General features: G+C 63.3%; 10 protein-coding genes. 4 read left to right on the top strand and 6 right to left on the bottom strand.

The window, feature by feature from the left end:
* The first annotated feature begins 177 nt into the window (after positions 1-177).
* Positions 178-1526 (top strand): IS3 family transposase gene (locus tag ELS24_RS07070; RefSeq protein ID WP_428839675.1). Its coding sequence is split into 2 segments (ribosomal slippage): positions 178-625 and positions 625-1526, totalling 1350 coding nucleotides; the frame shifts between segments, so codons are not numbered across the junction.
* A 64-nt stretch (positions 1527-1590) separates the two neighbouring features.
* Here the strand turns inward: ELS24_RS07070 and ELS24_RS07065 are convergent.
* From ELS24_RS07065 to argE, 5 genes are all read right to left on the bottom strand, one after another.
* The gene (locus tag ELS24_RS07065) at positions 1591-2139 is read right to left on the bottom strand and encodes an acyloxyacyl hydrolase (protein WP_050447621.1); all 549 of its coding nucleotides are present in this window, start codon (positions 2137-2139) and stop codon (positions 1591-1593) included.
* 270 nt (positions 2140-2409) lie between these two features.
* Positions 2410-3285: an acetyl-CoA carboxylase, carboxyltransferase subunit beta gene (gene accD, locus ELS24_RS07060; RefSeq protein ID WP_046802586.1), complete on the bottom strand. Its 876-nt coding sequence runs from the start codon at positions 3283-3285 to the stop codon at positions 2410-2412.
* A gap of 36 nt (positions 3286-3321) precedes the next feature.
* Positions 3322-4185, bottom strand: coding sequence for a tryptophan synthase subunit alpha (gene trpA, locus ELS24_RS07055; protein ID WP_127183735.1), 864 nt, complete (start codon positions 4183-4185; stop codon positions 3322-3324).
* A 4-nt stretch (positions 4186-4189) separates the two neighbouring features.
* Positions 4190-5389, bottom strand: coding sequence for a tryptophan synthase subunit beta (trpB, locus tag ELS24_RS07050; protein ID WP_050447691.1), 1200 nt, complete (start codon positions 5387-5389; stop codon positions 4190-4192).
* Between the two features lie 127 nt (positions 5390-5516).
* Positions 5517-6665 carry an acetylornithine deacetylase gene (gene argE / locus ELS24_RS07045; RefSeq protein ID WP_050447619.1) on the bottom strand — a complete coding sequence of 383 codons (1149 nt, stop codon included), beginning with the start codon at positions 6663-6665 and terminating at the stop codon, positions 5517-5519.
* 135 nt (positions 6666-6800) lie between these two features.
* On the opposite strand from argE, the gene ELS24_RS07040 reads away from it, so the two are divergent.
* Positions 6801-8114: an MFS transporter gene (locus tag ELS24_RS07040; protein ID WP_083447413.1), complete on the top strand. Its 1314-nt coding sequence runs from the start codon at positions 6801-6803 to the stop codon at positions 8112-8114.
* A gap of 66 nt (positions 8115-8180) precedes the next feature.
* On the opposite strand, the gene ELS24_RS07035 is transcribed toward ELS24_RS07040, so the two are convergent.
* Positions 8181-10505 carry a RelA/SpoT family protein gene (locus ELS24_RS07035; RefSeq protein ID WP_127183734.1) on the bottom strand — a complete coding sequence of 775 codons (2325 nt, stop codon included), beginning with the start codon at positions 10503-10505 and terminating at the stop codon, positions 8181-8183.
* A gap of 104 nt (positions 10506-10609) precedes the next feature.
* Here ELS24_RS07035 and ELS24_RS07030 point away from each other — a divergent pair, with 104 nt between their 5' ends.
* Together ELS24_RS07030 and ELS24_RS07025 are read left to right on the top strand one after the other, a co-directional pair.
* Positions 10610-11443, top strand: a complete 834-nt coding sequence (locus ELS24_RS07030) for a zinc-dependent peptidase (protein ID WP_127183733.1) — start codon at positions 10610-10612, stop codon at positions 11441-11443.
* Positions 11440-11949, top strand: a complete 510-nt coding sequence (locus ELS24_RS07025) for an NAD(P)H-dependent oxidoreductase (RefSeq protein ID WP_127183732.1) — start codon at positions 11440-11442, stop codon at positions 11947-11949. Before ELS24_RS07030 ends, ELS24_RS07025 begins: the two co-directional genes overlap by 4 nt.
* Positions 11950-12014: the final 65 nt, after the last annotated feature.

Here is a 12014-nt window from a genome sequence, read left to right as displayed (position 1 = left end):
AACCGCCCGCATAAAAACGGGCGGTTTTTTTTTGCCTGTCGCGGCCCTGCCGACAAACGGTCGATATAAATGCGGGATGTAAGCCGCAAGGCCAAGGCCGCTGGACGAAAAAAAACCCTCGGCGATGAACTGACCCCCGAAAGTTGGACTTTGATCCATCCTTCGGGGGTTTTTTGCATGGCAAAGTACGACGAGCAGTTCAAGCTGGACGCTGTCCGGCGGTATCTGTCTGAACAGCATAGTTATGCGGAAGTGGCGCGGGAGGTCGGCGTGGACTATGCGTTGCTGCGGCGATGGGTGGCTGTCTACCAACTGCATGGACGGGCTGGTTTAGTCAGGCCGCGCAAGCGGTATTCGGCGCAATTCAAATTTGAGGTGTTGAAGCGCATCGAGCAGGACGGCTTGTCGGACAGGCAGGCTGTGGCGGTTTACAACTTGGGCGATTCCGGGACCATCGGCAAATGGCGTCGTGGGTATGATGAGGGCGGAATGGGCGCATTGGCGCCCAGACGTCGAGATAGCCCCGCCATGCCACACAAGTATCCACCCGAGCCAACAGCCAAGGACATGACAGAGAAGCAGTTGCGCGAAGAGAACGCGTACCTGCGAGCGGAGCTCGATTACCTAAAAAAACTCGATGCCTTGATCCAAGCGGAACGGACCGAAGCGCTGGTGAAAAAGCGCAAATGGTCCAAGGGTTGAGGCATCGTCATCCGCTGGCGCTATTGCTGAGAGCAGCCAAGCTGTCGCGCAGCACGTTCTATTACCACCTGAAGGCGCTTGGCGCCGTGGACCCGTACGCCGAGCTCAAGCAGCGCATCGACGCGGTCTATGCGCAGCACAAGGGCCGCTATGGTTACCGCCGGATCACGGCGGTGCTGCGCCAGGCAGGTGAGCTGGTGAATCACAAGACGGTGCAGAAGCTGATGCAGGCGCTGGGCTTGAAGTCGCTCGTGCGCGCCAAGAAGTACCGGTCATACCGAGGTCAGTCGCATCATGTGGCGGCCAACGTGTTGGCGCGTCGCTTCGAGGCCGAGCGTCCGAACGAGAAGTGGGTCACCGACGTGACCGAGTTCAACGTGCGTGGCGAGAAGCTGTACCTGTCGCCGGTGATGGACCTGTACAACGGCGAGATCGTGGCCTACGAGACCGCTCTGCGGCCGGTGTTCAAGCTCGTGGGCAGCATGCTGAAGAAGGCGCTGGCGCGGCTGCGGCCGACGGAGCGCCCCGTGCTGCACTCCGACCAGGGCTGGCAATACCAGCAGCCCATCTACCGGCGCATGCTGGCCGCCCGGTCCGTCACGCAGAGCATGTCACGCAAGGGCAACTGCCTGGACAATGCCGCCATGGAAAGCTTCTTCGGCACGCTCAAAGCAGAGTTCTTCCACCTCAACCGCTTCGAGAGCATCGAGCAGTTGCAGGCCGGCATCCGGCAGTACATCCATTACTACAATCACAACCGCATCAAGCTCAAGCTAAAAGGCCTGAGCCCGGTGCAATACCGAGCTCAGGCCTTCGGGCTTTAGTTGACCGTCCAACTTCTGGGGGTCAGTTCACGACGAGGGTTTTTACCTTCTGCCCAGCGCAGGTTCAGAACTGATACGTGTAGGTCAGTTGGACCACGTCCAGACCCGGATTGGGGCGCTTGATGCTGGCGTTAGAGAAGTGCGAATAACGCAAGCCAATCCGGTTGTTCGGCGTCACCAGGAAGCCCAAACCGACGTGGTCACCGAATTGGAAGGCGGTGCTGATGTTTTCATCGGCAAAGCGCGTGCTGGAGAAAACGGTGGCGCCAATACCGGCTTCCAGGTAGAAGCGTTCGCCCGTCCACCAACGGAACATCGGGATTGCGTTCAGTTGCCAGACATGCCCCGGCGAGCGCGAGCCATCAGCCTGCCAGTACGAGACGCCAAGTTCGGGCGTGAGATCCAGCCGGCCCCAATTACCGCCGAAATGGTACGTCCACACCGATGGGGTTTCATAGTTCAGCGTCAGGCGCTGGTAATGGTCACCGATGCCGTAATGCAGGCTCACGCCTCCCTGGGTGCCTTCCGAGGATTGGGCGGTGGCCATCGTGGCCGCGCCAGCCAGTGCCAAACCGACAAGGCGTGTGAGCAGTTTCTTTTTGGTAGACAGCATGAAGGTAACTCCGTAGATATCTGGGACTAACCGGCAACATAGCAAAATACGGGCCAGATGGCTTGAGCCGTGTCGCAATAAGGCAACATAAACGGGGTGGAAAACACTGTTCCGAAAACCACCGTCACAATCGATACGAGATCCGCTAGGCCGCGTCACAAACCCACCGCCAAGCTGAACGAAAATGCCGTCGCAAGCTCCGCAGACGACGGCATTCTTCCGTTTGGTTTGGGCCAGGCAAGCCTGAAGCCCCGAACCCCGCCCAGTGGATCAGGCCGTTACGACATCCGCCGGTTGATTGGTCAGCAAGGCCAGCAGACGCGCGATTTCTTCGCGCAGTTGGCGGCGGTCCACCACCATATCGATCGCGCCCTTTTGCAGCAGGAACTCCGAACGCTGGAAACCCTCGGGCAGTTTCTCGCGCACGGTCTGCTCGATCACGCGGGGGCCGGCAAAGCCGATCAGCGCCTTGGGTTCGGCAATGACCACGTCGCCCATGAAGGCGAAACTGGCCGACACGCCGCCCATGGTGGGGTCGGTCAGCACGCTGATGAACGGCAGGCCAGCCGCCGACAAGCGGGTCAGCATGGCGTTCGTCTTGGCCATCTGCATCAGCGACAACAGGCTTTCCTGCATGCGCGCACCGCCCGAAGCGGCCACGCAGATGAACGGGGTTTTGTTGTCCAGGGCGGCCTGGGCGCCACGCGCGAAGCGCTCGCCCACCACCGAGCCCATGGAACCGCCCATGAATTCGAATTCAAAGCAGGCCAAGGTAGCCGGCACGCCGCGAATCGAACCGCTCATGACCACCAGCGCGTCGGATTCCCCGGTTTGCTTGACGGCCTCTTGCAGACGCTCGGGATACTTGCGCGTGTCCTTGAACTTCAGCGAATCCACGGACCGCGTGTTCTGGCCAATTTCAACTCGGCCTTCCATATCCAGCAACGAGTCGATACGAGCGCGAGCGCCAATACGCATGTGGTGGTCGCACTTGGGGCACACGTGCAGGTTGGCCGCCAAGTCTTCGCTGTACAGCACCGATTCGCAAGACGGGCATTTCACCCACAGGCCTTCCGGGACGCGGCGAGCGCCGCTGTCGCTGGTTTTATTGATGCGAGGAGGCAGGAGTTTTTCGATCCAGCTCATTGTTTTTTCATCCCGTTAGAGGTCGCGCCCGGCCGCTCAGGCCGACGCGCCATCTCGTTTTACTTGGTCCAGCGCGTGCCGGATGGTGCGCAGCCAGCCGCTGGCGGCGGTGACTGCGGCGTTGGTTTGCTGGGCAGCCGGGGCGTCAGCCACCGCCTGCTCCATCGTTTCAATCAGCTTGCTTCCGATGACCACCGCATCGGCCACGCGCGCCACGCGCTGGGCACTTTCGGCATCACGGATGCCAAAGCCCACGCCCACTGGAATGCTGCCCATGTGCCGACGGATGACGGCCACGCGCTCGGCGACGTCTTCGGTATTCAAGGAGCCTGCACCCGTAACGCCCTTGAGCGACACGTAATACACATAGCCGCGCGCCACTTGCGCCACCGCCTTGATCCGCTCCTCGGTCGAGGTGGGGGCCAAAAGGAAGATCGGGGCAATGCCATGCGCGCCCAGCGTCGAGGCGAACTCGATGACCTCTTCGGGCGGATAGTCCACAACCAGCACACCATCCACGCCCGCGCGTTCGGCGTTGGCGGCGAATTCAGACTGCCCCATGCGCTCAATCGGGTTGGCGTAGCCCATCAACACCACCGGCGTGTCGGTATCGCGCTGACGGAATTCGGCCACCAGTTCCAACACGCGGGCCAGGCCCACGCCTTGGGCAATGGCGCGGTCGGCCGCGCGCTGGATCACGGGGCCATCGGCCATGGGGTCGGAGAACGGTACGCCGAGTTCGACGATGTCGGCGCCGGCTTCGACCAGCGCGTGCATCACGGCCACCGTGGCGACGGGCGAGGGGTCGCCAGCCGCGATGTAGGGAATCAGCGCCGCGGCACGGCCGGATTCGGCGGTGCGGGCGAAGGCCGCAGCGATACGATCAATGCGAGTTGTCATGTTGTTAGAGTTCGATACCGGCACGTTCGGCGACGGTATGCATGTCTTTGTCGCCGCGGCCCGACAAATTGACCAGGATGACAGCGTCACGCGGCAGCGTGGCAGCCATCTTCACGGCTTGAGCGATGGCGTGCGACGACTCCAGCGCCGGCATGATGCCTTCGATGCGGCAGCAGTCGTGGAAGGCCTTCAGGGCTTCATCGTCGGTGATCCCCACGTATTCCGCGCGGCCGGAATCCTTCAGCCAGGCGTGTTCGGGACCGACGCCGGGATAGTCCAGGCCTGCCGAGACGGAATGGGTTTCTTGCACCTGGCCGTCGGCGTTCTGCATGACGTAGGTGCGGTTGCCGTGCAGCACGCCCACCTGGCCCGCCGCCAGCGATGCGGCGTGCTTGCCGCTATCCATGCCCTCACCCGCGGCTTCGACGCCGATCAGGCGCACGTTTTCGTAGGGAAGGTAGGGGTGGAAGATGCCCATGGCGTTGGAGCCGCCGCCCACCGCCGCCACGACGTAGTCGGGCTGGCGACCAATGGCTTCGGGCATTTGCGTCAGGCATTCGTTGCCGATGACGGTTTGAAAATCACGCACCATGCGCGGATAGGGGTCGGGCCCCGCCACCGTGCCGATGATGTAGAACGTGTTTTCGATGTTGGTGACCCAGTCGCGCATGGCTTCGTTCAGCGCGTCTTTCAGGGTGCGCGAGCCAGACGTGACGGGTACGACCGTGGCGCCTAGCAACTTCATGCGGTAGACGTTGGACGCTTGGCGGCGGATGTCTTCGCTGCCCATGTAGACCACGCATTCCATGCCGTAGCGGGCCGCCACCGTGGCGGTGGCCACGCCGTGCTGGCCGGCGCCGGTTTCGGCGATGACGCGGGGCTTGCCCATGCGCTTGGCCAACAGAGCCTGGCCGATGCAGTTATTGACCTTGTGCGCGCCGGTGTGGTTCAGGTCTTCGCGCTTGAACCAGATCTGCGCGCCGCCCAGCATTTCCGACCAGCGGCGGGCGTAGTAGACCGGGCTGGGCCGGCCGACAAAGTGCTTGAGTTCGTAGTTGAACTCTTCCTGGAAGGCGGGATCGACACGGTAATGGTCGTAGGCTGCCCGCAGCTCGTCGAGCGCGTGCATCAGCGTTTCCGCCACGAAAACACCACCATAGGGACCAAAATGGCCCTTGGCATCCGGAAAGTCGTAAGGTTTCACCAAGCATCTCCCCCGGTATCACGGCAAGCCACTGCCGGCCGCAAATCCGGTTTGCAACCCGTCATTTTACCTGACCCGGGCTAGGCCGGGGCCGGAGAACCCGTCCCCGGCCTAGCCCGGCAAACACTTAGAGCGACTGACCCAGGCGGCGCAGGAAGGTCTCGCACGACGCCATCTGATCCATCGCCACAAACTCATCAGGCTTGTGGGCCTGTTCGATATGGCCGGGGCCACAGACCACCGTGGGAATGCCGATGCCCTGGAACAGGCCGGCTTCGGTGCCATAGGCCACCTTGCGGGTGCTGCGGTCTTCGGTCAGCGCGCGCACCAGTTGCGTGATGGCGGCTTCTTCCGATGCTTCCAGCGCCGGGGCGGCCGCGCCCGTTTCGATTTCGATGGTGGCGCCGTCGAATTCGGCCTTCATGCGCGGCAACAGCTCATCGCGCACATATTTTTCGACTTCTGCCTGGATCTGGTCGGGTTGCATGCCCGGCAGATTGCGGAATTCATAGGTGAATTCACAGAGCTCGGGGATGGTGTTGACCGCAATGCCGCCACGGATCTGGTTGGTGGTCATCGTGGAAAACGGCACGTCGTAGAACTGGTCATACGGGCCGTTGGCCTTGAAGCTGTCGGCCAGGTCGCGGATGCGGCAGATCAGGCGGGCGGCGTATTCAATGGCGTTGCAGCCGCGCGGGGTCAGCGACGAGTGCGCCGCCTTGCCATGCACCTTGCAGCGGAACAGGTTGATGCCCTTGTGCGCCACCACTACCTGCATGCCGGTGGGTTCACCCACCACGCAACCTTCGGGCCGCACGCCGCGTTCCAGCAGGTCGGCCAGCATGTACGGCGCGCCGGCGCAGCCCACTTCTTCGTCGTAAGAGAACGCCAGATGGATCGGCTTCTTGCGCGGCATGGCCAGGAATTCCGGCACCAGCGCCAACGAACCGGCAATAAAGCCCTTCATGTCGCAGGCGCCACGGCCATAAAGAAGCCCGTCTTTTTCAACGAGCTTGAAAGGGTCCGTGCTCCAGTCCTGGCCGTCCACGGGCACCACATCGGTGTGGCCCGACAACACGATGCCGCCTTGCTCGCCGTCTTGCCCCGGCAGGGTAGCGAACAGGTTGGCCTTGGTGCGCTCGGGATTGTGCGAGAGCCATGCATCAACGCCCTGGCCCTTGAGCCAATCGCGAACGGTTTCGATCAGGGCAAGATTGGAATTGCGGCTGGTGGTATCGAAACCCACCAGCGTTTCCAGCCAGGTGCGCGCGTTCATGTCACTTCTCTTTGGGGGAAAAAACAGGAGTGTAAAGCCAGGAAGCGCGTTCGTCTCGAACGGCGTCCGGCACTGTTCACGCGTTAAGCGCCTAGAATGTCGCCCGAATTGAAGCCAGCCCCACTAGGAGAAACCGTGCAGCACAAAGCAGTCCCCACACGCAACATCGTGGCCGCAGTCATAGGCAACGCCCTCGAATGGTATGACTTCCTGGTGTTCGCGTTCATGACGCCGATCATCGCGAAGCTGTTCTTCCCCACCGACCCCACCCTGCCCGGCAGCGAGCTCAACGCCATCCTGATGACGACGGCCATCTTCGGCGTCGGCTTTTTCATGCGCCCGGTGGGCGGCATCATCCTGGGCCTGTACGGCGACAAAAAGGGGCGCAAGGCGGCCATGGTGATGGTGACGTCGCTGATGGCCGTGTCCATCGCGCTGATCACGGTGGCCCCCACCTACCACGCGGCCGGCATCCTGGCCCCCATCTTCATCTTGATCGCGCGCCTGTTGCAGGGCTTTTCTGCGGGTGGCGAATTCGGCACGTCCACGGCGCTGCTGATTGAAATGGCGCCCAACGGCAAGCGCGGCTTCTACGGGTCGTGGCAGATGGCGGGCCAGATGCTGGCCTTGCTGATCGGCGCGGCCTGCGGCACGTTGATCACCGAGTTCTTCACGCAAGAACAGATCGCCGACTGGGCCTGGCGCCTGCCGTTCGCTCTTGGCCTCGTAATTGTTCCCATCGCGATCTATATCCGCCGCAACATCGACGAAACCGAAGTCTTCAAGCAGATGCAGGAAGAAGACCGCCAAGCCGCCGCGCGCGGTGAGGTGCAGCGCCTGAGCCTGGTTCAGATGATCAAGAGTCACACCCGCGAAACGATGATAGGCGTGGGCCTGGTGGTGACGGCCACAGTGTCCATCTACATCACGTTCACGTACCTTGTGACGTATTCCACGCAGATCCTGAAGCTGCCGATGAAGGAAACCTTCATGGTGCAGATGGCGGGCGCGGCGCTGATGGTGCTGATGACGCCGTTCATGGGCGCGTGGTCCGACCGTGTCGGCCGCCGTCCGTTGGTGATCGGTTCGCTGATCGGCTACCTGATCGTGCTGTACCCGCTGTATTACTGGCTGTCGGATGCGCCGTCGATCGGCCGCCTGCTGACGGTGCAGATCGTGGTCTGCTTCTTCGTGTCGGCCTTCTTCGGCGTATTCAGCACGGTGATGGCGGAATTGTTCCCGGCGCGCGTGCGGTCCGTGGGCCTGTCCCTGGCCTACAACGTGGCCGTGATGATCTTCGGCGGCTTCGCGCAATTCATCGTGACGTGGCTGATCAAGACCACCGGCTCGCCGATGGCCCCCGCCTACTACGTTATGTTCGGTGTGGCGCTGGGCCTGATTGCCTCGTTCTTCATGCGCGATCGCGCGCATGACAATCTGGACCACTAAACCCGGGCACCAAACCCTGTCCCCTGCGGCCGCTCGGCCCAGGGGAACCGGCTTAATAAGTAAGCCCTATCGGCGCGACGCCGAGGACACGCCCGCCACTTCGGCCAGCGCATCCAGCGCCCGGGTCAGCGATTCGCCCCCGCGCACTTCCACCGTGAACACCATATGGGCCAGCGACTGCTTGCTTTGCGTGTTCACGCCCACCACGTTCAGGCGCAAGCGCGCAAACACTTCGGACAGGTCGCGCAACAGGCCGGGGCGGTCGTGCGCGCGCACGCTGATGTCTACCGGATAAAAGGTGTCTGACGTTTCCCCCCAAGCCACGTCGATGACCCGTTCGGGCTCGCGCGCGGCCAGCGCCAGATAGCTGTGGCAATCGCTACGGTGGATAGACACGCCACGGCCACGGGTGACAAAGCCGGCGATGGCATCGGGCGGCGCGGGACGGCAGCAGCGCGCCAACTGCGTCAGCAAGGACCCCACGCCCACCACCAGCACGCCGCTCTTGCCGCTTTTCTCTGCGCTGCCGGCGCTGGCGTGGCGCAGAGCGGCGGGTTGCGGTTCGGTGACCGGCGCCGGCTGCTGGAATACGCTGTCGATCTGGCGCAGGCTGAACTCTTCCTTGGCCGCCGCCACGTATAAGTCATCGGCGCGGGCAAACCCCAGATTCTGCGCCAACTGTTCAAGGTTGATCGCGGTCTTGCCCAGGCGTTGCAGTTCTTTTTCCACCAGCGCCTGCCCTTGCGTGATGCGCTGCTGCAACTCGATAGCGTTGAACCACATCCGCACCTTGGCGCGCGCGCGCGGGCTGGCCAGGAACCCCAATTGGGGATTCAGCCAATCCCGCGACGGCCCGCCCGACTTGGCCGAGATGATTTCCACGGTCTGCCCGGTGGACAGATGCGTTTGCAACGGCACCATCTGCCCATCGACACGAGCGCCCCGGCAGCGGTGCCCCAGGTCGGTATGCAGGTGATACGCGAAGTCCACCGGCGTGGCGCCGGCAGGAAGCTCGATCACGCGCGCCTGCGGCGTCAGCACGTAGATGCGTTCGTCCGTGTGCGCGGGCGGCTTGATCGCGTTACGGTTCTTGCTGGACGCTGGCTTGCCGGATGCGGCCTTGCCAGTGTCGGATCGGCCTGCGTCGGCCTTGCCGGGTTCGGATTTGCCCGCCTCTTGCTCCGGCTCGCTCCCGCCTTCAACATCGCTGTTCCAGGCCAGCAACTGCCTCATCCACGCCAACTGGCGGTCGTACTCACTGGACGCGGCAACCTGCCCGCCCTTGGCGCCCGCTTCCTTGTAGCGCCAATGCGCCGCCATGCCGTACTCGGCGAACTGGTGCATCTCGCGCGTTCGGATCTGCACTTCGAACGGGCGGCCGTCATCGTCCGTCACCACGGTATGCAGCGAACGGTAGCCGTTGGGCTTGGGCCGGGAAATGTAATCGTCGAACTCGTCGGACAGCGGTGTCCACATCTCGTGCACCAGCCCCAACGCCGTGTAGCAGGCGCGCACGTCGTCAACGATGACACGCAGCGCGCGCAGGTCATACATCTGGGAAAAATCCAGGCGCTTGACGCGCATTTTGTTCCAGATGCTGTAGATATGCTTGGGCCGGCCGCTGACTTCGGCATCGATGCCGGCCTTGGTCAGCGCCGTTTGCAGGCGGTCGATGGCGCCGGCGATGAAAGCCTCGCGCTCAACCCGCTTTTCTTCCAGCAAGCGGGCGATCTGCTTGTAGCGGTCAGGCTCCAGGAAGCGGAAAGACAGGTCTTCCATTTCCCATTTGATCTGCCAGATGCCCAGGCGGTTTGCCAGCGGGGCATACAGGTCCAGCGTTTCGCGCGCGAAGTCGGTCGAGCACGGGGCCTTGCTTTCCGCGTGCCAGCGTAAGGTGCGCAGGCGGGACGCCAGCCGCATCAGCACGATGCGCAGGTCGGCCGCCATGGCAAGCAGCATCTTGCGCTGCATTTCCTTTTGCGAGCCGGTTTCGGCTTCGGCATCGCTGGCCTGTCGGGCCACCACGCCCAAGCGCAGCAAGGCGCGCGTGCCTTGCACCAGCCGCGCGACTTCCGCGCCGAAAGCCGTGGCGATCGGGTCGTTGCGCAAGGCCGGTGCGGGCGCCATCAAGTCGGTGGGCAAGGCTGCCAGCAGTGCGGCGGCCCGTGTGGCGGCGTCGGTATGCAAGGCCGCCAAGATGCGAACGACGCCGGCGCCATGGCTTGCCAGCGGCTCGCCAGTCAGGGCGTGCTGCCCTTCAAAGCGTGGGATGGCCCAGACAACGGCCTGGTCGATCAAGGCAACGCCATCAGCGTCCAGACCCGCGCCTACCTCCTGCCGCCAGGAAGCGTCAAAAGGCGAAGGCGCGTCGATAACAGGCGGGACGGACATCACAGGCGTCATGCGTGGGTAGGTTGATATCCCGACACTCTACACTAGCGTTTGGTTACGCAGAATCCCTCGCCAATTCCGGCATATAGAAGGAACCAAAGCTTATGTTGCGCTGGCTCAAGGGCCGGGGCGCCCGCCCGTCGGCAGTGGCCGAGATGCAAGCTCGCATCTCGCCGCAACTCTGGCGGCAGGTGCTGGATGCCCATCCTTTCCTGGCGGTGTTGAACGCTGATGAAACCGCGCAATTGCTGGCGCGGTCGGCCTGGCTGCTGGCCAGCAAAACCATCAATGGCGCGCAAGGCCTTGAGGTCTCGGACTTCATGCGCCTGTCGATCGCGGCCCAGGCCAGCCTGCCCATCCTGAACCTGTCACCCGAACTGTATGAGGGCTGGGACGAGATCATCGTGTACCCCGCCAGCTTCCGCATTCCGCGCACCCGCCAGGACGATGACGGCGTGGTCCATGAATTCATCGAAGACGCGGCGGGCGAAGCCTGGGAAGGCGGCCCGCTGGTGCTGTCCTGGGAAGACACGCAGTTGTCCGAGGGCGGCTTCAACGTGATCATCCACGAATTTGCCCACAAGCTGGACCTGCGTTCGGGCATGGCGGACGGCATGCCGTCGCTGGCCGCCCACCCCGACCTGAAGCCGCAGGTTTGGCGGCGCGTGTTGGACGACAGCCTGGACCGTTTCATTGCCGCGCTGGATGCCGTCGAAGCCGCCATTCCGCACGACATGGACCCCGAAAGCGAAGACGCGGACGCCTGGTACGGCCAACTGCCGCTGGACCCGTATGCCGCCACGGACGAAGCGGAATTCTTCGCCGTCAGCTCCGAGCACTTTTTTGTGGACCCGGCCCCCATGCAACAAGCCTTGCCCGAATGGCATGCACTGCTGCGGGCGTACTACCGGCAAGACACCTTGGAACGCTACGCATGAAGCAACTGCTGATCGTCTGGCATTCACGCACTGGCGCCGCGCGGCAAATGGCCGAAGCCGCCGCCCGGGGCGCGGCAGCGGCCGCGGCGCAACTGGAACAGGCGGACGACTTGCGCGTCGTGCTGCGTCGTGCGGCCGACGTCGAGGCCAACGCCCTGCTGGCCAGCCAGGGCTATCTGTTCTGCGCGCCGGAAAACCTGGCCAGCCTGAGCGGGGAGATGAAAGAGTTTTTCGACCGCAATTACTACGCCGTGCTGGATCGTATCCAGGGGCTGCCTTACGCCTGCGCCATCAGCGCCGGCAGCGACGGCACGGGAGCGGCGCGGCAGCTTGAGCGGATTTGCACCGGCTGGCGGCTGAAGGCCGTAGCGCCCGCCTTGATCGTCAACCTGGGCGCGCAAACGGGCGAGCAGATCTGGGCCGAGAAGGTGGTGCCCCAGGCGGATCTGGATCGGTGCGAGGAACTGGGCGGGCTGTTGGCGGCGACGGTGTTGATGGGTGGCTGACCTGGGGCGGCTGACGGCGCGTCGGACCGGGGGTCCCCCATCGTGAGCGCGCAAGAAAAAGCCCT

Source organism: Achromobacter spanius (genome assembly GCF_003994415.1).
GTDB classification, from domain to species: Bacteria; Pseudomonadota; Gammaproteobacteria; order Burkholderiales; family Burkholderiaceae_B; genus Achromobacter; species Achromobacter spanius_C.
The sequence above is the reverse complement of the archived record's forward strand: the minus strand, read 5'-3'. Positions and strand labels throughout refer to the sequence as shown.

Coding starts and splice junctions, on each gene's coding strand:
- ELS24_RS07065 (WP_050447621.1), bottom strand. CDS start 2,139: ATGCTGTCTACCAAAAAGAAACTGCTCACACGCCTTGTCGGTTTGGCA.
- accD (WP_046802586.1), bottom strand. CDS start 3,285: ATGAGCTGGATCGAAAAACTCCTGCCTCCTCGCATCAATAAAACCAGC.
- trpA (WP_127183735.1), bottom strand. CDS start 4,185: ATGACAACTCGCATTGATCGTATCGCTGCGGCCTTCGCCCGCACCGCC.
- argE (WP_050447619.1), bottom strand. CDS start 6,665: ATGAACGCGCGCACCTGGCTGGAAACGCTGGTGGGTTTCGATACCACC.
- ELS24_RS07035 (WP_127183734.1), bottom strand. CDS start 10,505: ATGTCCGTCCCGCCTGTTATCGACGCGCCTTCGCCTTTTGACGCTTCC.
- ELS24_RS07030 (WP_127183733.1), top strand. CDS start 10,610: ATGTTGCGCTGGCTCAAGGGCCGGGGCGCCCGCCCGTCGGCAGTGGCC.
- ELS24_RS07025 (WP_127183732.1), top strand. CDS start 11,440: ATGAAGCAACTGCTGATCGTCTGGCATTCACGCACTGGCGCCGCGCGG.